Source organism: Streptomyces sp. NPDC002730 (assembly GCF_042888805.1).
Classification (GTDB): domain Bacteria; phylum Actinomycetota; class Actinomycetes; order Streptomycetales; family Streptomycetaceae; genus Streptomyces.
Genome location: NZ_JBIAQG010000011.1, coordinates 201,414 through 220,197, shown reverse-complemented (window position 1 = coordinate 220,197; position 18,784 = coordinate 201,414). Strand labels below are relative to the sequence as shown.

21 protein-coding genes and 2 pseudogenes are annotated in these 18,784 nt (G+C 71.1%); 7 read left to right on the top strand and 16 right to left on the bottom strand.

The genetic code is table 11. The features are described 5' to 3' along the window. Nucleotides 1-89: 89 nt before the first annotated feature. Both ACFYXH_RS27650 and ACFYXH_RS27645 read left to right on the top strand, forming a co-directional pair. Nucleotides 90-806, top strand: a complete 717-nt coding sequence (locus tag ACFYXH_RS27650; protein WP_389568222.1) for an ANTAR domain-containing protein — start codon at nucleotides 90-92, stop codon at nucleotides 804-806. A gap of 5 nt (nucleotides 807-811) precedes the next feature. Then, nucleotides 812-1,564, top strand: coding sequence for an ANTAR domain-containing protein (locus ACFYXH_RS27645; protein WP_389568220.1), 753 nt, complete (start codon nucleotides 812-814; stop codon nucleotides 1,562-1,564). 288 nt (nucleotides 1,565-1,852) lie between these two features. Here the strand turns inward: ACFYXH_RS27645 and ACFYXH_RS27640 are convergent, their stop codons facing one another. The 10 genes and pseudogenes from ACFYXH_RS27640 to ACFYXH_RS27595 form a co-directional block, all read right to left on the bottom strand. Then, nucleotides 1,853-2,521 carry a class F sortase gene (locus tag ACFYXH_RS27640; RefSeq protein WP_389568217.1) on the bottom strand — a complete coding sequence of 223 codons (669 nt, stop codon included), beginning with the start codon at nucleotides 2,519-2,521 and terminating at the stop codon, nucleotides 1,853-1,855. 1 nt (nucleotide 2,522) lies between these two features. After that, entirely contained in the window at nucleotides 2,523-3,149 is a 627-nt protein-coding gene (locus tag ACFYXH_RS27635; protein ID WP_389568214.1) for a PT domain-containing protein, read from the bottom strand. A gap of 93 nt (nucleotides 3,150-3,242) precedes the next feature. Next, nucleotides 3,243-4,022, bottom strand: a complete 780-nt coding sequence (locus tag ACFYXH_RS27630) for an HAD-IIA family hydrolase (RefSeq protein WP_362687060.1) — start codon at nucleotides 4,020-4,022, stop codon at nucleotides 3,243-3,245. Nucleotides 4,023-4,160: 138 nt separating this feature from the next. Then, nucleotides 4,161-4,376: pseudogene (locus ACFYXH_RS27625) on the bottom strand (2-aminoethylphosphonate ABC transporter substrate-binding protein); the annotation flags it as partial. Further along, nucleotides 4,372-4,617, bottom strand: a pseudogene (locus ACFYXH_RS27620) (ATP-binding cassette domain-containing protein); the annotation flags it as partial. The pseudogenes ACFYXH_RS27620 and ACFYXH_RS27625, both read right to left, overlap by 5 nt. After that, nucleotides 4,614-5,297 (bottom strand): phosphonatase-like hydrolase, encoded by a 684-nt coding sequence (locus tag ACFYXH_RS27615; RefSeq protein WP_389568211.1) that lies wholly within the window; start codon nucleotides 5,295-5,297, stop codon nucleotides 4,614-4,616. The pseudogene ACFYXH_RS27620 and the gene ACFYXH_RS27615, both read right to left, overlap by 4 nt. Before the next feature lie 5 nt (nucleotides 5,298-5,302). Then, on the bottom strand, nucleotides 5,303-6,424 hold the full coding sequence (locus ACFYXH_RS27610) for a TIGR03364 family FAD-dependent oxidoreductase (RefSeq protein WP_389568209.1): 1,122 nt from the start codon (nucleotides 6,422-6,424) through the stop codon (nucleotides 5,303-5,305). 186 nt (nucleotides 6,425-6,610) lie between these two features. Next, nucleotides 6,611-7,375: a GntR family transcriptional regulator gene (locus ACFYXH_RS27605; protein WP_389568206.1), complete on the bottom strand. Its 765-nt coding sequence runs from the start codon at nucleotides 7,373-7,375 to the stop codon at nucleotides 6,611-6,613. A 30-nt stretch (nucleotides 7,376-7,405) separates the two neighbouring features. Next, the gene (locus tag ACFYXH_RS27600; RefSeq protein WP_389568204.1) at nucleotides 7,406-8,353 is read right to left on the bottom strand and encodes a hypothetical protein; all 948 of its coding nucleotides are present in this window, start codon (nucleotides 8,351-8,353) and stop codon (nucleotides 7,406-7,408) included. Nucleotides 8,354-8,490: 137 nt separating this feature from the next. Continuing rightward, a complete protein-coding gene (locus ACFYXH_RS27595; protein WP_389568201.1) occupies nucleotides 8,491-9,903 on the bottom strand; it encodes an ROK family protein in 1,413 nt (470 codons plus the stop codon). Between the two features lie 48 nt (nucleotides 9,904-9,951). On the opposite strand from ACFYXH_RS27595, the gene ACFYXH_RS27590 reads away from it, so the two are divergent. Both ACFYXH_RS27590 and ACFYXH_RS27585 read left to right on the top strand, forming a co-directional pair. Then, nucleotides 9,952-11,043 carry a Gfo/Idh/MocA family oxidoreductase gene (locus ACFYXH_RS27590; RefSeq protein ID WP_389568199.1) on the top strand — a complete coding sequence of 364 codons (1,092 nt, stop codon included), beginning with the start codon at nucleotides 9,952-9,954 and terminating at the stop codon, nucleotides 11,041-11,043. After that, entirely contained in the window at nucleotides 11,040-11,594 is a 555-nt protein-coding gene (locus ACFYXH_RS27585) for a heme-degrading domain-containing protein (protein ID WP_389568196.1), read from the top strand. The genes ACFYXH_RS27590 and ACFYXH_RS27585 overlap by 4 nt, the downstream gene beginning before the upstream one ends. Before the next feature lie 309 nt (nucleotides 11,595-11,903). Here the strand turns inward: ACFYXH_RS27585 and ACFYXH_RS27580 are convergent, their stop codons facing one another. The 6 genes from ACFYXH_RS27580 to ACFYXH_RS27555 form a co-directional block, all read right to left on the bottom strand. Beyond that, nucleotides 11,904-12,764: a fumarylacetoacetate hydrolase family protein gene (locus tag ACFYXH_RS27580; RefSeq protein WP_389568194.1), complete on the bottom strand. Its 861-nt coding sequence runs from the start codon at nucleotides 12,762-12,764 to the stop codon at nucleotides 11,904-11,906. Nucleotides 12,765-12,889: 125 nt separating this feature from the next. Then, on the bottom strand, nucleotides 12,890-13,639 hold the full coding sequence (locus tag ACFYXH_RS27575) for a YidC/Oxa1 family membrane protein insertase (protein WP_389568192.1): 750 nt from the start codon (nucleotides 13,637-13,639) through the stop codon (nucleotides 12,890-12,892). Between the two features lie 106 nt (nucleotides 13,640-13,745). After that, on the bottom strand, nucleotides 13,746-14,063 hold the full coding sequence (locus ACFYXH_RS27570) for a DUF6412 domain-containing protein (RefSeq protein ID WP_327323795.1): 318 nt from the start codon (nucleotides 14,061-14,063) through the stop codon (nucleotides 13,746-13,748). A gap of 76 nt (nucleotides 14,064-14,139) precedes the next feature. Further along, nucleotides 14,140-15,630, bottom strand: coding sequence for a sodium:solute symporter (locus ACFYXH_RS27565; protein ID WP_389568189.1), 1,491 nt, complete (start codon nucleotides 15,628-15,630; stop codon nucleotides 14,140-14,142). Next, on the bottom strand, nucleotides 15,627-15,815 hold the full coding sequence (locus ACFYXH_RS27560) for a DUF3311 domain-containing protein (RefSeq protein ID WP_389568186.1): 189 nt from the start codon (nucleotides 15,813-15,815) through the stop codon (nucleotides 15,627-15,629). Before ACFYXH_RS27560 ends, ACFYXH_RS27565 begins: the two co-directional genes overlap by 4 nt. A gap of 10 nt (nucleotides 15,816-15,825) precedes the next feature. Beyond that, complete coding sequence (locus ACFYXH_RS27555) at nucleotides 15,826-16,662, bottom strand: class E sortase (protein ID WP_389568183.1); 837 nt, start codon at nucleotides 16,660-16,662, stop codon at nucleotides 15,826-15,828. A 63-nt stretch (nucleotides 16,663-16,725) separates the two neighbouring features. Between ACFYXH_RS27555 and ACFYXH_RS27550 the strand changes: the two genes are divergently transcribed. Genes ACFYXH_RS27550 through ACFYXH_RS27540 form a run of 3 tightly spaced genes read left to right on the top strand, consistent with a single transcriptional unit; the run spans nucleotide 16,726 to nucleotide 18,639 of the window. Further along, complete coding sequence (locus ACFYXH_RS27550; protein ID WP_389568180.1) at nucleotides 16,726-17,148, top strand: DUF3592 domain-containing protein; 423 nt, start codon at nucleotides 16,726-16,728, stop codon at nucleotides 17,146-17,148. A gap of 28 nt (nucleotides 17,149-17,176) precedes the next feature. Then, nucleotides 17,177-18,196, top strand: coding sequence for an SEC-C metal-binding domain-containing protein (locus ACFYXH_RS27545; protein WP_389568177.1), 1,020 nt, complete (start codon nucleotides 17,177-17,179; stop codon nucleotides 18,194-18,196). Nucleotides 18,197-18,246: 50 nt separating this feature from the next. After that, entirely contained in the window at nucleotides 18,247-18,639 is a 393-nt protein-coding gene (locus ACFYXH_RS27540) for a very short patch repair endonuclease (RefSeq protein ID WP_389568174.1), read from the top strand. Nucleotides 18,640-18,784 lie beyond the last annotated feature (145 nt).

The window sequence follows — 18,784 nt, the reverse complement described above, 5'->3', positions numbered from 1 at the left end:
TTCGTGGACATCCTGTGACCGGGTAGCGGGGATACGATGTGCCAGCTGTTCCGTCGCACTCCCTGGAGGAGGGTTTGGTCAGTGCTGGTATGACTGCCCTGCTGGACGAGCTGGCGGTTCAGCGGACCGACGGACTCAACGCGTCCTTCGCGCGCCGGTGCGCCGATGCCCTGGGCATCGACGGACTGGCGGTCACCCTCTCCGGCGATGATTCCTTCGGCGAACTGGTGTGGGCGAGCGACCCGCTGAGCGCCCAGCTGGACGACCTCCAGTTCACCCTCGGTGAAGGACCTGGCATGGACGCGGTGGACGGCGGCGTGCTGGTACTCGACGCCGATCTCCGGCTGGTCCCGCGCGCACGCTGGCCGGGTTTTCTCTCCAGCGCGGAAACGCTGGGCCTGCGCGCGGTCTTTGCCTTTCCCCTGCAGATCGGAGCCATTCAGGTGGGCGTACTCACCTGTCGGCGGTCCACGCCGGGACCGCTCGACGCGACCGCGTTGTCCGATGCCCTGGTGTTCGCGGACGCGCTGACCCTGACCCTGCTGGGGGACGTGGCACACGGATTCGCCGAGCATGCCTCGCTGCACCGTGCCGAAGTGCACCAGGCGACTGGGATGATCGCAGTACGGCTGGGTGTCACACCTGCCGTGGCGCTCGTACGACTGCGGGCGTACGCATACGCGACAGAACGCCCCATCGTGGATGTGGCGAGGGACATCGTGGCGCGGAAGCTTCGGCTTCCCGCCGATGGGGCGGAGCGGGACGGCGACGACACCGGCACCCGAAGCCCTGACGGAGGTGGGTGACAAGGATGGACAGCACCTTGCGCGAACAACGGATCGCCTCGGCTTTCGTGGAGCTCGCCGACACGCTCGTCGCCGACTTCGACGTGATCGAACTCCTGCACAGACTGTCGGGCCACTGCGTCGACCTGCTGGACGTCGAGGCCGCCGGACTGATGCTGGTGAACCAGCGCGGCCAGCTGCAGACCGCCGCGTCCTCCGACGAACGGTCCTGGCTGCTCGAGCTGCTGGAGCTCCAGCACAGGGAGGGGCCCTGCCTCGACACCTACGGCACCGGTACGGCAGTGCCGCCGATCTCGCTCGACAGCCGCGAAGCGAAGCTCCGCTGGCCGCAGTTCGCCGCACAGGCCCAGCAGCACGGCTTCGAGGCCACCTACGCCGTACCCCTGCGGCTGCGCGAGAACGTGATCGGCGCGCTGAATCTCTTTCTGACGAAACATCAGAAACAGCAGTCACAGGGGCAGGTGACACTGGCGCAGGCACTCGCGGACGCCGCCACGATCGGCATTCTGCAGCAGCGGACCATACAGCAGAGTGAACTCCTCGCCGAACAGCTGCAGTCGGCGCTCACCAGCCGGATCCGGGTGGAGCAGGCCAAGGGCATGCTCGCGGAACGGTGGGGCGTTTCCGTGGACGAGGCGTTCGAGGCAATGCGCCGGTACGCACGGACGAAGCGGGAGCCGCTCTCCCGCCTTGCGCAGCAGATCGCCGACGGCACCCTGCCCTCCGAGGCGCTGCGGGAGGCCGCCGACGGGAACTGAGGGCGACGGCCTCGCAACAAAGCGTCATCCGCCCTCTAGGCCGGACCATCCCCCCGCCCTAAAGTGTGGGGCAACGGCCCCGGTCCCCGGCTCACGCGCAACCGGACCACACGGCCTCCTGTGCCGGCCCCGGGCTTCTCCCGCAGCCCGGGCACCCGCGGTAGAGGACCGGCTCGGCCGACGGCTCTGGGGGGAGCGCGTCGTCGGTCGAGCCAGGTTGCCGCCCTCCGCAGCTGTCCCGCACTCTGCGGCTGTCTCTTCACGGCATGGACTTCTTGACTTCTTGATTCACTTCTTGGCGACGCCGGTGAGATAGGCCGACACCACCACATTGGCGCTGTACGTGCGCGTCGCCCGGTCGAAGGTGCCGCCGCAGGTGATCAGCCGCAGCTCCGCGCGCCCGTCCTTGCGCGGCCCGTAGACCTTCCGCGGATCGAACCGGTCCCGGCCGAAGACCTGGACGTCGTCGATGGTGAACTCGGCGACCGAGCCGTCGGTCCTGGTCACCCGTACCTTCTCGCCCGGCCTGGCGGCACTCAGACCGTAGAAGACGGCCGGTTTCGACTCGGTGTCGACATGGCCGACGAGCAGCGCGGCACCCACCGCGCCCGGCTGCGTACCGCTGCCGTACCAGCCGACCGTGCGCGGCATCGCGTACGGGGGCGGGTCCACGGCGCCCGTGGCATCCAGGCCGCGCGGGACCACCGCCGCGGTGATGCCTATCGACGGGATGTCCACCTGGTGCGGCTTCGCCGGCTCGATCGGGTCGTGGGCGGGCGGCATGGGGACGCCGAGCGGACGGCCGACCGCAGCCACATCGCCGGTGGTGGGGGCGGAGCTGCCGCCAGGGCTGTCGGCGACCTCGCGGCCCCACAGGCACAGCCCGAGCAGCAGTACCGCCCAGGCCACTCCGATGAGCAGCCGGCCGTTGCCCGCCGGACGTTCGGCGGAGGACATGTCAGTCAGCGTCCGTACGCCGGCGCCGCGAGGTGCGGGAGGCCACGGCGACCGCCGCCACGCCCGCGAGGACCAGGCCGATCACGGTGTGCGGGACTCCGGGGCCCGCGTTCTGCCGGTTCACGCCGGCGTCCCGGGCGGCGAGCTGCGCGGCGGCGCCACCGCCGCCCGCCCGTACCGGCGCGACGGGCGTCGGCTGCTGGGACGGCTGGTTCGTCGGCTGCTGGGCCGACTGCGGGGACGGCTGGTTCGTCGGCTGCTGGGCCGGCTGGTGCTGGACGACCTGGACGCGGCCCGAGGCGGAGTGGCCATGGCCGTCGCAGATGACGTTCACGTCGTACGCGCCGGGCTTCGCGCCGGCTTTGACCAGCGTGTTCCCGAACAGCTGGGTGTTCTGTCCGACCCGGCGCGACAGCTCGGCGTCCAGGACGAAACCCTGCGACGCGACGGCTCCCGTCGTGCCCTTGCAGCCCGAGACACGGAGCTCCACCTTGCCGCCGGGTGCGGCGGAGGACGGGGCGACCGTGACCTTCACGGAATCGTCTGCGTACGCGGCGGTGGCGGCGGGCGCCAGGACGAGTACGGTGGCCGCCCCGACGGCACGGAGAGCAATCAAACCTGAACGCATCGTGAACCTCCTGATACCGAAAAGATTCACTCGCGCCGGGCGTTTTCGCATCCGCAGGAGCGGCCTACTGCTCCGTATGGCCCTCTGACGTGCTCAGATGCGGTCGACGAGATCCGCGATCGAATCGACCACCGTGGACGGCCGGAACGGGTACTTGTCCACGGTCTCGCGGTTCGTGAGCCCGGTCAGCACCAGAAACGTCTCCATACCTGCTTCCAGGCCGGCCAGCACGTCGGTGTCCATCCGGTCGCCGATCATGGCGCTGGTCTCGGAGTGCGCACCGATGGCATTCAGTCCGGTCCGCATCATCAGCGGGTTCGGCTTGCCCGCGAAGTACGGATCCCTGCCGGTCGCCTTGGTGATCAGCGCGGCGACGGCTCCGGTGGCGGGCAGCGGGCCCTCGGCGGAGGGGCCCGTCTCGTCGGGGTTGGTGCAGATGAACCGGGCCCCGGCGTTGATCAGCCGGATCGCCTTGGTGAGCGCCTCGAAGCTGTACGTACGGGTCTCGCCGAGCACCACATAGTCGGGTTCGTGGTCGGTCAGGACATAGCCGATGTCGTGCAGGCAGGTGGTCAGACCCGCCTCGCCGATGACGTACGCCGTGCCGCCGGGACGCTGGTCGTCCAGGAACTGCGCGGTGGCGAGCGCCGAGGTCCAGATGTTCTCCACGGGCACGTCCAGGCCCATCCGGGCGAGCCGTGCGTGCAGGTCGCGAGCGGTGTATATGGAGTTGTTGGTCAGCACCAGGAACGGTGTCCCGGTCTCCCGCAGCCTCCTGATGAAGGCGTCGGCGCCCGGGATCGGCACGCCCTCGTGGATCAGGACACCGTCCATGTCGGTGAGCCAGGATTCGATCGGCTTGCGCTCTGCCATCAGACTGGGACTCCTGCCGTACGCAGTTGTGCAGTGTGCTGTGCATGGGACGCCGGAGGCACGGCTCTGTGGCCCTCCGGCACCCCAGCCTAATCAGGTAGTGCTGATCTTGACCCCGTCGATACCGGGTACCCGTTGTCAGCTGCCGGTCGCGGACTTCCGGGCGTCGACGTACGACGGAAGGTTCTTGTCGATGTCCCGCCAGTCGGGCTCGAAGATGTCGACACCGTCGATCAGCTTGGCGAGCTCGATGGCGTTGGCGTCGGTGGCCTTGACGTCCGTACGGGCGGAGAAGCCGCCGCCGACCGCGCTGACCTGCCGCTGGGCCTTCTCGGTGAGCATGAAGTCGACCAGTGCCGCGCAGGTGCGGCGGCAGCCCGGTGACGTCCCGCCCGCCGAAAACACCCGCCCGGAGACCGGCTGCACGAAACCGGCGACCGCCCGCAGCGCCGTCGTCCTCCCCGATCCGGACGGCCCCAAGCAGCGCCATGAACTCTCCCGGCTCGACGGCGAGGTCGAGCGAGTCGAGCGCTGTGGTCTCGCCGTGCCTCCCGTACGCGACCGAGACGTTCTCGAAGCGGATGCCGCTCGTCATCGGTCCGCCCCGGCGAGCAGGCCCGGCAACTCGGCGACCGAGCCCAGCACATGGGTCGCGCCGTACTGCTCGAGCTGCTCCTTGTCGTGTGCGCCGGTCAGCACGCCCGCGACGACGCCCGCGCCGGAGCGTACGCCGCTGAGCATGTCGTACGAGGTGTCCCCCGCGACCGCGATCTGCTGGACGCCGTCCACCGCGCCGGTACGCAGGAACGCGGCGAGTACCATGTCGGGGTAGGGGCGGCCGCGGCCGCCCGCGTCGGCCGGGCAGAGGGTGAGCTCCACCAGGTCCTGCCAGCCGAGCGCGGCGAGGATCGCGTCCTGGGTGGGGCGGGCGAAGCCGGTGGTCAGCGCGACGGTTCGGCCCTGGGCCCGCAGCTCCTCAACGGCCGTCCGCGCGCCGGGAACCGGCGCGATACGACCGGCGTCGACCAGCTCCCCGTACGCCTCCTCGAACGCCGCGTTGGCCTGCCGGGCGCGCGCCTCGTCACCGAAGAGATGCCGGAAGACGGAGATCTTCGACTCGCCCATGGTCGCGCGGACGTGGTCGAGCATGCCGGGCATCGAGTCCGGCTCGGCGCCCACGCGCTCCGCGGCCGACGCGAAGGCCTGCTCGACCAGTCCGCCGTCGGCGACGGTCGTGCCGGCCATGTCCAGTACGACGAGGTTCAGCTTCGTCAATTTCCTCACCAGCCCAGTTCGTTCGCGGTTGTCTCGGCAATGGCGGGCGAGCAGGTCATGCCGCGCCCGCCCGGTCCCGTCACCAGCCACACGCGGTCGCGCACCTGCTCCCGGTGCACGACACGGCTCTTGTCGGTGCACTGCGCGTACACCCCGGCCCAGCGGCGACGAATCTTCGGCAGCGGCCGGCCGAGGAAGGACTCGACGACCTCGGCCAGGTGCTCGTACGGATCCTCGAGGGTGTCGAAGGCGAAGGGGTGCTCGTACTCGTGGGTGTCGCCGATGGTGAGCCCCCCGTCGCGGCGCTGCACCATCAGCAGCTGCATCTTGTGCGCGGCGGCGGTCGGCGGCTGGGCCTGCCCCGCGTTGAGCGCGTCCAGGGCATCGCTCGCGTACGCCGGGTAGTAGCGGAAGCTGTCGGCGTCGGCGATGGACGTGGTGAGCTGCTCGCCGAGCGGGTCGGTCTGCATCATCTGGAGGCGCACACGGCGTACGGGGAGGCCGGGGGCGAGCTCGCGGACGAGACCGGAGAGCGATGCCCCCGTACAGAGGACGATGGCGTCGCCGGTGTGCACCTCGCCGTGGTCGTCGCGGACGGATCCCTCACCGAGCACGTCGCGGACCTCGCGCCCGCCGAGGTATGTGTATCGTCGGGACGCCAACAGGGCGTTTTTCAGGGCGAGTTGGGAGGGTCGCGGCTCGACGGCGGCGTCCCGCTCGCACCACAGCGCCGCCGCGAACCCGCCGCGCAGCACCGGGTTGATCCGGCGCGCCTCGGCGGCGGTGACCAGCTTGTAGCCGCGGGCGGCCGCGTCGGGCCTGGCCACGGCCGCCTCGGCGACGGCCAGCTCCAGGTCGTTCCGTACGGGAGTGAGCGAGCCGTTGGCCCGGAAGCCGAGACCGGGCACGCGCTCCCCGATGGACTCCCACAACTCGCGGGCGCGCAGCGCGGTTTCGAGCTCCTCGCCGCCCGCGCGGCCGCTGACCCAAATCTGCCCGAAGTTACGCAGACTTGCGCCTCGCGCCTCCGTCTCGCGCTCGATCTGGACGACCTCGTGGCCGCGTTCCACTGCGTGCCAGGCGTGCATGGTTCCCACCACGCCGGCTCCTACGACGATGACTCTCACGGCGGCAACGCTCCTGGGGGCTGGTGGCCCGGATGACTCCGGGCAGCAACGGGAGGGTGAACGGGCACCCAAACTTGGACTAGACCCGTTACCCTCTCGTGATCAGGGTGATGCGTCCAGAGTGCGTTGCGAAAGTTGAGTCGGCCGTCGCCAGACCCTCGGCCCTCGACCCTCAGCCCTCGGCCCTCAGCCCTGATTCCCCAGATGGGCAGTGAAGCTGAAGCGGTCGCCGCGGTAGAGCGTGCGCACCCGCTCCAACGGCTTGCCCGCCGTGTCCCGCGAGACCCGGTGGAGCAGCAGCATCGGCAGGGCCGGCGGCGTACCGATCAGCAGCGCCTCGCGCGGCGTCGCGAGCACCGTCTCGATCCGCTCGTCCGCATCACCGAAGGAGATCGCCAGGCGCTCGCGCAGATAGGCGTAGAAGGACGAATCGGGGGCGAAGTCGGCGTCCAGCCGCGGCACTCGGGCCACCGGGACATACGTACTCTCCAGGCCGACCCGCTCGTCGTCCGCGAGGAGCACCCGCTCCATGTGCCAGACCGGTTCACCGCGCGCCGCCCCGATCTCGGCGGCCAGCGCGTCGGAACACGGGAAGCGGTCGAGGCTGATCAGGCTGCGGCCCGGCCTGCGCCCCTGGCGCCGTACGCCCTCGGTGTAGCTGGCGAGCGAGAGCGGCTGCTCCAGCTTGGGGCCCGCGACGACCGTGCCGCGGCCCTGGCGGCGCAGCCGGCCCTCCAGGAGCAGTTCGCGCAGCGCCTGGCGCACCGTCTCGCGCGAGACCTCGTACCGTACGGCGAGATCGCGCTCCGTGGGCAGCAGTCCCCCTTCGCCCAACTCCTCGATCAGGAGGGAGACACGGGCCTTGACGGCGTAGTACTTGGGGATGCGTCCGTGCTCCGGGATGCCGGAGCGGACAGCGGCGCCGGGCGCCTGGTCGTTCGGGTAGTCCACCCGGGAATGCTCGCAGACGGATGTGAACGCTCAGCGCCGCCAGGCACGCAGCCGCCGGGAGGCCAGGACCAGCGCCCCGCTGCACAGCAGTACGGCACCGAGGGCGGCCCCGAGGCGGAGCAGGGAGCCGATGCCGGTCGTGGCGAGCTCGTCGAGGGTGACGGAGGCCCCGGAACCGTCGTCGTCCACAACGGCGAAGCGGTAGTCGCCGGACTCACCCACCCAGTCGCCGTCGTTGCCCTTCCGCTGCACGACCGCGGCATTGACCGTGACCTGGTTGGGCGGGGTGTCGGGCGCGAGGGAGAGCCGGACCTTGACGGTGACCGACTTGCGGGCCGGGACGACGAAGCCGGGGAATCCGCCGTCGAGGACGCCGACGACCTCGTCCTCGGCGGTCGTCTCGAGGGTGACGGGGCGCCAGAGCGCCGCCGTGTCGTCGTGGAACTCCAAGGTGATCCGCGCCGGGGTGAGACCACGGTCGCGCCCACTGAAGATGATCACCGGGTGGATGCTGCGGCAGCTCTCGTCGGTGGTGTTGGCGAGGTCGACCGACCACTCCTGGAAGCCGCCGCCGGGGCGGTGGACGGCGGGGCCGCCGTGGATGCGGGTGTCGATGGGGAAGTCGGGGTCGGAGACCTTGCCGCAGGTGGGCTGCTGCTCTCCGGGCTTGTCGGTTGCGGGCTTGTCGGCTGCGGGCGTTCCGGCACCGGGTCCCGGCACCTGCGCGGCGGCGGTCCCAGGTGCCGCGGCCGACTGAGACACCGCGGCCGGCCGAGGCGCCCCTGCTTGCTCAGGTGCCGCTGCCTGCTCAGGCGCCGCTGCCTGCTCAGGCGCCTCGGCAGGCTCGGCAGGCTCGGTGAGCGTTTCGGCGGCGACATGTGCGGTCACGGCGGCGGCCACCGCGGCCGAGCCGGTGAGCACCGCGGGCGCGATCGTGGCTGCGGTGACTCCGACGGCGAGGGCATTGCGCAGTCGCATGGGTGACCTTTGCTGCTCGGCTGCTCACGAACCGCCGGGGGATCACCCGGTCGTACTCCGAGACCCTGCCACGCGCGCGCGGTCGTACGCGGACGCCAGGGCCTGATGCGGCCGCACAGCCTCGCAATTTCGCCCTATCAGCCTATTTTCGGTGCGGCGGGAGACGCTTCGGCGCGTCCGAAGACGGGCGCGAGGACCAACTGCGCGGCGCCCTCCGCGACGACGTGTGCGCCGCCTTCGGCGAGGTCGACCGGGACGCGGACACGCTCGCCGACTCCCCGTACGAACGGCTCGGCGGCCGCGGCGACGACCCGGCCGCCGAGCAGCACCCGGTCGATGTCGAGCAGCTCGACGAGGTTCGCGGCGCCGGTGCCGAGGACCCGGGCGGCCAGGTCGAGATCGCCGCGGTCGACGGCCGCCAGGCAGAGCGCCTCGATACAGCCCCGCTTTCCGCACCCGCACTCGGGCCCGTCGAGCTGGATGACCTGATGCCCGAACTCCCCCGCGCCGGTGCGCGCGCCGCGGTAGAGCGCGCCGCCGAGGACGAGACCGGCGCCGAGTCCCGTACCGAGATGGAGATACGCGAAGGAGTCACCGGGCCCGCGCAGTGCGAGCCCGAGGGCGGCGGCATTGGTGTCCTTGTCGAGGACGACGGGCAACCCGAGCCGCGCGGCGAGCGCGTCACGGAGGGGAAACCCGTCCCACTGCGGAAAGCCGGTGACGCGATGCGGAACACCGGTGACGTGATCAAGCGGCCCGGGCATGGCCACGCCAACACCAAGCACGCGCGGCGGAACACCCCCGGGCCGGCAGGAGGCGGCCGCGGGTGCTGCGGGCTCGCGCCCGGCAGTGGGCCGGGCGCCGGGCGTATCCGTGTCCCCAGGCCGCACGGCGGACCCGGACCCGCGCGGGACGGCCGCAGGCGCCGCAGGCGCATGCTCGGCCGGGCCCACGGCCTGGGGCCCCGCCGTCGTCGTTTCGCCCCGGCGCGGCGAAGCCTGCGCCGCCGGCCCGGGAGGCTGGGGGCCCGCCCCAAGTTTCGGGAAGGGGCGGGTGAGGGGCGAGCTCCCCCCGGCCCCCGCCGACAGCGCCTCGACCTCCGTCGCCACCCGCTCCACGACGGCCTCCGCCCCCGCGCCCAGGTCCAGCGGCACCGTGCGGACCGCGACCGGCGCGCCCGCCAGGTCCAGCAGCATCACCGTCAGCTCGTCGCGGTCCAGGTGCAGCCCGACCGCGTGGCCCGCCGACGGGACAAGCCGCAGCACCGTGCCCGGTCTGCCACCGGTCGACGCGCGGCGGCCCGCATCCGCCACCAGACCCTCCTCGCGCAGCCGGGCCGTGATCTTGCTGACCGCCTGCGGGGTGAGCCCGGTGCGCTCGGCGAGCTCCATCCTGCTGATGCCGCTCTCACCCGCCGTACGCAGCAGGTCGAGCACCAGCGCCGCGTTATGACTGCGCAGCGCCAGCAGGTTCGCTCCCGTAGCTCCCGTTGCGCCCGTAGCTCCCATGGCTCCTGTACTGCTCCTCACGGTCCTGTTCACGGACCCCATTGTCCCCTCCGCTTGCACTTTGGCAACACCGTTGCTTAAGTGGAATGCATGACTGGCACCGGCACCCGCACCCCCCTCCGCGTCGGACTCGTCGGCTACGGCCTGGCGGGCTCCCTCTTCCACGCCCCGCTGATCGCCGCGACCGAGGGTCTCGCCCTCGACACGATCGTCACCTCGAACCCGGAGCGGCGGGAGCAGGCCCGCGCCGAGTTTCCCGACGTACGCTTCGCGGCCTCGCCCGACGAGCTGTGGGAGCGGGCCGACGAGCTCGATCTGATCGTGATCGCCTCCCCCAACAAGACGCATGTCCCGATCGCCACGGCCGCCCTCAAGGCCGGCCTCCCGGTCGTCGTCGACAAGCCCATCGCCGGCACCGCCGCCGAGGCGCGTGAACTCGCCGCCCTCGCCGAGGAGCGCGGTCTGCTGCTCTCCGTCTTCCAGAACCGCCGCTGGGACAACGACTTCCTCACTGTCCGGAAGCTGATCGCGGACGGCGAGCTCGGCGACGTACTGCGCTTCGAGTCGCGCTTCGAGCGCTGGCGCCCGCAGCTCAAGGGCGGCTGGCGCGAGTCGGGCGACCCGCAGGAGATCGGCGGTCTGCTGTACGACCTGGGCAGCCATGTCGTCGACCAGGCGCTGACCCTGTTCGGCCCGGTCGTGCGGGTGTACGCGGAGGCCGATGTCCGCCGCCCCGGCGCCGAGACCGACGACGACACGTTCATCGCGCTCACGCATGCGAACGGCGTCCGCTCTCATCTGTACGTCAGCGCCGTGACCGCGCAGCTCGGCCCGCGTTTCCGGGTGCTCGGCTCGACGGCGGGCTATGTGAAGTACGGCCTGGACCCGCAGGAGGCCGCCCTCCGCGACGGCAGGCGTCCCGACTCCGACGCGAGCTGGGGCGTCGAGCCCGAGTCGCTGTGGGGCCGCGTCGGCGCGGGCGAGTCCCCGCTGACAGGCGGCGGCCGCCCGGTCGATACGGTTCCGGGCGACTACCCGGCGTACTACACGGCCATCGCCACCGCCCTGCGCGAGGGCACGGCCCCGCCGGTCACCGCTCTCGAGGCGGCCGCCGCGCTGGACGTCCTGGAGGCCGCGCGCCGCTCCGCCCGTGAGGGCATCACCGTGGAGGTCTCCGCATGACCACCTCGCCCACCCCGTCCGCCTCGCCCACCCCGTCCGCCTCGCCCACCCCGTCCGCCTCGCCGACCCCCTCCAGCCCGGCCGCGCCCGCACCGCTCACCGTCGACGAGCTCGTCGCCCAGGAACGCCGACTGACCCTGCGCCGGTTCACATACGAGGACGCCTGGATGCTCGGCAGTCTGCTCGTCGAGCTGGCCCGCGAGCGCCGGTCGCCGGTTGCGATCGACATCCGGCGCGGAGCACAGCAGCTCTTCCACTGCGCGCTGCCGGGCTCGAGCGCCGACAACGACGCATGGATCGACCGCAAGCGGCGGGTCGTCGAGCGGTACGGCCAGAGCTCGTTCCTGGTCGGCACCCGCCACCGCGCGAAGGGCACGACGTTCGAGGAGTCCTCGCGCCTCGACCCGGACGTGTACGCGGCCCACGGCGGCTCGTTCCCGATCACGGTCGAGGGCGTGGGCGTCATCGGCTCGGTCACGGTCTCGGGCCTGCCGCAGGCGGAGGACCACGCGATGGTGGTCGAGGCGCTGGAGCGTTTCATCACTGCTTGAGGCGAGGTTGCGCTGCCTTCGGCAGCGCTGTCCTCAATCGCCGGCCGGGCTCAAAATGCGCCCGTCCGACAATTGAGGACGGACCCGCCTCCCCGGACGGACCCGGCACTCCAACGCACCCCGCACCAACGCACCCAGCCCCCGGGGACACGGCACCCACCCCCACAGCCCCCAGCCGGAGGAATCAAGCCCGTCCGGCGATTGAGGACGGACCCGCCCCCGGACGGACCCGGCGTCCCAACGCACCCCGCACCAACGCACCCCGCCCCGGGAACACGGCACCCACCCCCCACGCCCCGCCGGAAGGCGCTACGCGTCCTTCAGCTCCTGGCGCTGCCGGCCAAGCCCCTCGACCTCCAGCTCCACCACATCACCCGCCCGCAGGAACGGCTTCGGCTCCGGCTGCCCCAGCGCGACGCCCGCCGGCGTACCCGTGTTGATGACGTCCCCTGGGTACAGCGTCATGAACTGGCTGACGTACCGCACCACCTCCGCCACCGGAAAGATCTGGTCGCCGGTCGTGCCGTTCTGCTTCAGCTCGCCGTTCACCCACAGCCTGAGCGACAGCGCCTGCGGGTCCGGCACCTCGTCCGCCGTCACCAGCCACGGGCCCAGCGGGTTGAACGTCTCGCAGTTCTTGCCCTTGTCCCACGTGCCGCCGCGCTCGATCTGGAACTCGCGCTCCGAGACATCGTGCGAGACCGCGTACCCGGCGACGTACGACAGCGCGTCCTCGTCGTCCTCCAGATAGCGGGCCGTACGTCCGATCACGACCGCGAGCTCGACCTCCCAGTCGGTCTTCCGGCTGCGGCGCGGTACGAGCACGGTGTCGTACGGGCCGACGACCGTGTCGGCCGCCTTGAAGAAGACGACCGGCTCGGCCGGAGGCTCCGCGCCCGTCTCGGCGGCGTGGTCGTGGTAGTTCAGCCCGATGCACACGACCTTGCCGATACGGGCGAGCGGCGCACCCGTACGCAGGCCGTCGGCGTCCAGTACGGGCAGCTCACCGTCGTCGGCCGCGGCCCGTATCCGGGCGAGCGCCGAGGCGTCGGCGAGCAGCTCACCGTCGATGTCCGCGACAAGGCCGGACAGGTCGCGCAGCGTCGTCCCGTCCTCGTCGAGCAGAGCCGGGCGCTCGGCGCCCGCCGTACCGACTCGCAGCAGCTTCATGGTCAATCTCCCCTGGTCGTGTGTGAGCCCGGTCGATGGGTAGCGGCCATCGGGGGGATCGGAGGATTGGCCGATCCTCCAAGACAGCGGACCACTCTGCAAGACCCCGTTCACAACCTGGACCGTTACGCGGCGGTAGCAAGCGCGCCCGCGACAGGCATGTCCCGGTAGAGAAAGGCCCGCTCGACCGCCGTCCACGTCGTGGTGGTGACGACATAGAGCGCGGCGGCCAGCGGCACCCAGGCCACGGTCAGGAGCGTGGCGAAAGAGAGCAGCGGCATGACCTTCGTCATCGCGCCCATCGCGGCCATGCCCGGCATCTGCTGGTCGGACGGGAGCGGCGCGGCCGCCATCTGACGCTTCGTACGCCGGTAGTTGAAGGTGGCCACGGCGGCGACGATCGCGAAGAGCGCGACGTACACCAGTCCCGCGCCGCCGAAGACGCCGCCGTGCGCGAGCGCGTCCGACCAGCGGTCGCCGAGGGGCGCGGCGCCGAGCGTGTGGCTGAGCAGACCGTTCGGCTCGCCGCCGATCCGCGTGCTGGAGAACAGGTGGTACATCAGGAAGAACGCCGGCAGCTGCAGCAGGCTCGGCAGGCACCCGGAGAGCGGCGAGACCTTCTCCTTGGCGTGCAGTTCCATGACCGCCTTCTGCATCCGCTCCGGGTTCTTGCCGTGCTTCTTGCGCAGCTCGGCGATCTGCGGCGAGAGCCTGGCCTTGGCCTTCTGGCCGCGGGCGGCCGCCCGGGAGAGCGGATGGACGGCGAGCCGTACGAGCGCGGTGAAGACGATGATCGCGGCGGCCGTGGCGGACGCGTGGAAGAGCGGCTGGAGCAGGTCGGCGAGGTGTGCGACCAGGCTGGCGAAAACGGACATGGGTGAGCCCTCCGAGGGTCTCGTCGTGCCGGGATGAGGACATGCCCTGATGAGGACACGGCGGCATGACGACCCGCGAGGGGTGTTGTACGAGGTGGGAGTACCCCTACGCGGCCGTCAGGAGGGAACGGCCGGGCGCTCGGGGCCGGGTCCGGCCCTTCGCGTCGGGGTCGCGCTGCGGCAGGAACGCGGTGCGTTGCTCGCGGTCGCGGATGGCGGTGCGGACCCGGGTGCGTGGCACGGCAGGCGCGCAGCGCGCGCTGATGACGGCGCAGACGACGAGCGCGGAACCGGCGGCGGCGGTGGCGGTCGCGGCGAGCGCCACCGCGGCGGAGAGGCTGCCTCCGTCGATCAGCAGCACTTCGACGAGGAGGAGGATCAGCAGCGCGGCGGGCCGGAGCAGCCGCGTCGTACGACCGGTCATGCTCCCCCTCTCGCTCACGCACTCGTCACTGACGTACTCGCCACTGACGCACTCGTCGAATTCGAACCTCCAGCCGTTATACACGATCGGCATCGGGGAGCGGATCCTCCGCAAGTACGTCCTCGTCCGGCCGCGGATCACGATCGGGCGGACCGGCGTACGTCACCGCCAGCGCCACGACCAGGTTGGCGGCGAGCGCGACGATCCCCGCGTTCACGCCCCACACCGGATCGCGCCCGGTGAAGACCAGCACGCAGACGATCGCCACTCCGGACGCGAGCCCGCTCACCGCTCCGGCGAGGGTCAGCCGCCGCCAGACCAGACCGAGCAGCAGCATCGGCAGGAGCTGTGCCATCCCTTCGTACGAGATGAGGGAGAGCCGTACGAGCGTGTTGGGCGCGGTGTACGTCAACAGCAGCGCGATCCCGCCCGCCACCACGACGACGGTCTGCGCCGCACCCTTCTGCCGCTGTCGCAGCCACGGCGCGAGCGAGAGAACACTCCGCCCCCACATCGTCCCGATGACCAGCATGAAGACGGCCATCGGCACGATGGAGGAAAGCGCGGCGGCGACCCCGATGATCCCGACCGCCCAGGCCGGCAGCGAGTCGACGACCAGCTTGAACAGGGCCAGATTGGACTCCGCGCCGACGAGGCCGGGCACCACGAAGAGCGCGGCCATGCCGAGCAGCATCGGGACGAAGAGCAGGACGTTGTAGACGGGCAGCCAGATGGCGTTGCGACGGAGTGCGTCCGCGTCACGGGCGCCGAGATAGCCGGCGACGGTGGTCGGGAAGATCACGACGGTGAGGGAGTTGAGGACGGTCGTCGTCATGAACCAGGCCTCGCCGAACCCGCTGCCGCCGTGCCCGGGCAGGGTCAGCCACTCGCTCTTCTCGGCGACGAGCCGCCCGAGGAACGCTCCGTACCCGTCGAAGTAGTGCAGCGGCACATAGATCGCCAGGAAGGCGAGGGTGGCGATGACCAGGCCGTCCTTGAGGACGGAGACCCAGGCGCTGCCGCGCAGCCCGCTCACCACCACAAAGCCGGTGGTGACGGCGAAGGCAAGGAAATAGCCCCAGTTGAGGCTGATCGCGCCGTACGAGATCGTCGAGACGACCACGCCCATGCCGGTGATCTGCAGCTGGATGTACGGCAGCAGGAAGACGGTCGCGAGTACGGCGACGAGCGCGCCGAGCCAGGGCCGCCCGTAGCGGTGGGCGACCATATCGGTGATCCCCACGAGTCCGTGCTTGCGGCCGTAGTCCCACAACATGGGCCCGACCACATAGCCGACGGCGTAACCGCAGGACAGGTACGCAACCACATAGAGCACCGGCGACCCGTAGTTGTAGCCCCAGCCCGCGGCGCCGAGATAGCTGAAGCTGGTGTAGCCCTCGCCCGCCATCAGCACCCAGATGAAGACGGCGCCGAGGCTGCGCCCGCCGACGGACCACTCGGCGAGCCCACCGGTCCCGCCGCCGCGGCCGCGGACGGCGAGCAGCCCGAGGGCGACGGTCGCCACCATGAAGACGCCGAAGATCGCCGTCGCGATCGCGCCGTTCACTTGTGATCCCCTCGCCAGGCCATCCACACGGCAAGGGGAGTGACGAGGGTCGCCCCGAGCAGCCATATGAAGAGGAACGGCAGTCCGAGGACGAGCGGCCGGACGCGGTTCACCAGCGGCAGCGCGGCGAGGAAGACGACGTACGGAACGAGCAGCCACAGCAGCTGAGGGCGACGTTTGAGCACGTCCGGGACCCTAGCGCGGCCGCATCGACTTCAACTTCCCCCACACGACGAGCCGGTACGTGGAGGAGTACTCCGGCGTGCAGGTGGTGAGAGTGAGGTAGTACCCGGGCGCGCTGTACCCGGCACCGGTCTTCACGAGACTGCGCGGCACGGCCGCGATCACCCCGGTGTCCCGGCTCGAGGTCTGCGCCACCCCCTTGTCCACCACATACACATAAACCCCCTCCCGGGTCTCGACCTGCACCTCGTCACCGCCGCGCAGCCGGTTGATGTACCGGAAGGGCTCGCCGTGGGTATTGCGGTGCCCGGCGACGGCGAAGTTCCCGGCCTGGCCGGGCTGGGCGGTCTGCGGATAGTGCCCGACGTACCCCTTGTCGAGCACGCCCCTCTTCGCGATGCCCTGGGCGACGGGCGCGACGACGCCGAGCCGTGGGATGCGGAGGACGGCGTAGGCCTGGTCCCAGCGGGGAGCGCGGGCGGGCGGCGCTTCGGGCGCTTCGGTCCCGGTGCCGGCCCCGGCCCCGGTCTCCTCGGAGGTGGGCGTCCCGACCGGAACGGGCCGGCCCGGCACCTCGACGGACCGCGCCTCCCCTCCCCCTTCTCTCCCCCATCCCCCTTCTCTCCCCCACTCCCGCTCCAGGGCCTGGACCTTGTGCTCGGCGCCCTGCCGGGCCTGCCGATTGGTCCACCACAGTTGATGTACGACGAGGAGGAGTACGACGACCCCGAGGGTGACGGTGACCTCGGCGCTCGTCCACAGCCCACGGGCGAACCGGGCCCGCCGCCGCGAGCCGCGCCCCTGCACCACGACCGGTATCCGTTCCCGCTCCCTCGCCCGCTGCCGCACGGCGGCACGATAGGTGCTGGTCCGCCAACTCACCAGACCCATGACCTCCTACGATGGCGCCGTATGAGTCCCTTCTGGCTTCTGACCCTCGTGCCCTTCCTCGCAGGCCTGGCGATCTGCGCCGTACAGGGCACGAACTACATCCTTGCGGAGCTCGTACGCAGCACCGGCCGCAGCGCGCTCGGCACGGTGACGGGCCACATAGCCACGCGCGAGGCTTCGTACTCCACGGCTCATCCCGTCGTGCGCTGGACGACGGACGACGGCACGGAGATCGAGCAGCCGCTGATCGACAACAGCGGCAGCCCGCACCGGCTCCCCAAGGGCTCGCAGGTCCGCGTCCTCTACACCCCGCACAACCCGCAACACGCCCAGATCGACTCGCCGGCCGCCCGCTCGTCGGGGCTCCTCACGCTGGCCCTGGGCACGGCGCTCTGGCTCGGATCGCTCATGGCGGTACTCGTGAGAATCGGCTCATCCCTCTGAACCCCCGTACAGCAGTACGGTGTCCACCATGCGCCCCGACACGCCTGCCGATCACACCACCGAAGCCGAGCGCCTGCTGCGTACCGCGGCGCAGTACCCCGAGGACCATGAGCCACTGCTGCTCCAGGCCGCGGCCCACCTGGAACTGGCGGGCGACCGCGAACAGGCCTCCACCCTCTACGACCGCCTGCTCGCGGCCGACCCCGAGCACCCTCTGCTGATCAAGGCCCTGCAGGCGGCGAACCTCTGGGAGTACGGCCACGAGGCGGAGGCCCGCGCACTGATCACCGGCATCCGCACTTCGGCCCCGGCCGACCCGGCGCCCTGGGAGATCGTCGCGGAGACGCTGGAGTCCCATGACGAGCTCGAGGCGTCCCACGACTGCTTCACCGCGGCCCTCACCCTGCTCCTCCCCCCGGGAGAGGACGAGGTCCCCTACGCAACCCAGTCCCTCCTCACGGGCCGCCACCGTGTCCGCCGCCTCCTGGGCCTGCCGCACGACGAGCGGGACGCCCTGGCCGACACGATCCACACGTCCCACACGGCGGACATCTCGCTGGACGAACTCCACGACCCGAAGCGCCTGTGGGCCCTGGGCTCGGAAAACCCGGCCGAGCTCAAGGCTGAAATCGCCCGCCTGAGGTCCGAACTGGGCTCGTACCGCTCGGCGTTGTCGCGCCCCTTCCCGGTGGCGGTCCTCCACTGGCCCGAGGACGAACTGAACGAACTGCTCGCGGCCTACCCCGAGTTGGAATCGGAGTACCCGACCCAGACGGCCCACCTGACGGACATCGAGGCCTCGCTGCGGGACCTGTCGTCGACGGGCACGGAGAACCTGGGCATCGTGACGGCGACGGTCCCGTCGTACGAGGCGTTCGCGGCCTCGGAACAGTCCTCGCCGGCGAACGCGGACCTGCTCCCGCAGTACGCAACGACACTGGCGGCGCGGGGGCGTGCGGTGGCATGGCCGCCGGCGAAGGGGGCGGCGTGCTGGTGCGGGTCGGGGGCGGCGTACAGGGACTGCCACGGGGGCCTGAACCAGCCATGAGTGCCCAGGGTCCCGGTGCCGTCCCTTCCTCCGCAGGCGTGTCCGCCCGCATGAGTCGACAGGGATCACGCGACACGGCCTGTGAGATCGCCGTGCGCAAGCTCCTTCATGCGGGAGGCCTGCGCTATCGAGTGAACGTCCCGGTCCCCGGCATGCCCCGGCGCACGATCGACATCGTCTTCGGACGTGCCAAGCTCGCAATCTTCCTCGACGGCTGCTTCTGGCACGGCTGCCCCTTGCACGCGACCCAGCCGAAGTCCAACGCCGAATGGTGGCGCGCCAAGCTTGACAAGAACATGGCGCGCGACCTGGAAACGACGGAGCATCTCAAAGCCCAAGGGTGGACGGTCCTGCGGTTCTGGGAGCACGAGGATCCGGAGGTCGTCGCTCGGGCTGTCGCCACGACGAGGAACGTCCTAGACCCACGATCCACTCCCCGCTGATCGACGAGCAGTACGCTCCCGCGTCCCCGGGTGCGGATCTGGGCGTCGACGCCAAGGCCGCCGGTGGTTCGCGCCCGCCTGTACGGCGGTCCAGTGCGCTCAGAGACGAGCCCTGCCCGATTCCCCCACCAGTTCGTGCTGGCCG

Bases quoted from the DNA above. Each gene is read 5' to 3' on its own strand.
- ACFYXH_RS27650 (WP_389568222.1), top strand. From the start codon at position 90: ATGACTGCCCTGCTGGACGAGCTGGCGGTTCAGCGGACCGACGGACTC.
- ACFYXH_RS27645 (WP_389568220.1), top strand. From the start codon at position 812: ATGGACAGCACCTTGCGCGAACAACGGATCGCCTCGGCTTTCGTGGAG.
- ACFYXH_RS27640 (WP_389568217.1), bottom strand. From the start codon at position 2,521: ATGTCCTCCGCCGAACGTCCGGCGGGCAACGGCCGGCTGCTCATCGGA.
- ACFYXH_RS27635 (WP_389568214.1), bottom strand. From the start codon at position 3,149: ATGCGTTCAGGTTTGATTGCTCTCCGTGCCGTCGGGGCGGCCACCGTA.
- ACFYXH_RS27630 (WP_362687060.1), bottom strand. From the start codon at position 4,022: ATGGCAGAGCGCAAGCCGATCGAATCCTGGCTCACCGACATGGACGGT.
- ACFYXH_RS27600 (WP_389568204.1), bottom strand. From the start codon at position 8,353: ATGCGACTGCGCAATGCCCTCGCCGTCGGAGTCACCGCAGCCACGATC.
- ACFYXH_RS27595 (WP_389568201.1), bottom strand. From the start codon at position 9,903: ATGGGGTCCGTGAACAGGACCGTGAGGAGCAGTACAGGAGCCATGGGA.
- ACFYXH_RS27590 (WP_389568199.1), top strand. From the start codon at position 9,952: ATGACTGGCACCGGCACCCGCACCCCCCTCCGCGTCGGACTCGTCGGC.
- ACFYXH_RS27585 (WP_389568196.1), top strand. From the start codon at position 11,040: ATGACCACCTCGCCCACCCCGTCCGCCTCGCCCACCCCGTCCGCCTCG.
- ACFYXH_RS27580 (WP_389568194.1), bottom strand. From the start codon at position 12,764: ATGAAGCTGCTGCGAGTCGGTACGGCGGGCGCCGAGCGCCCGGCTCTG.
- ACFYXH_RS27575 (WP_389568192.1), bottom strand. From the start codon at position 13,639: ATGTCCGTTTTCGCCAGCCTGGTCGCACACCTCGCCGACCTGCTCCAG.
- ACFYXH_RS27570 (WP_327323795.1), bottom strand. From the start codon at position 14,063: ATGACCGGTCGTACGACGCGGCTGCTCCGGCCCGCCGCGCTGCTGATC.
- ACFYXH_RS27550 (WP_389568180.1), top strand. From the start codon at position 16,726: ATGAGTCCCTTCTGGCTTCTGACCCTCGTGCCCTTCCTCGCAGGCCTG.
- ACFYXH_RS27545 (WP_389568177.1), top strand. From the start codon at position 17,177: ATGCGCCCCGACACGCCTGCCGATCACACCACCGAAGCCGAGCGCCTG.
- ACFYXH_RS27540 (WP_389568174.1), top strand. From the start codon at position 18,247: ATGAGTCGACAGGGATCACGCGACACGGCCTGTGAGATCGCCGTGCGC.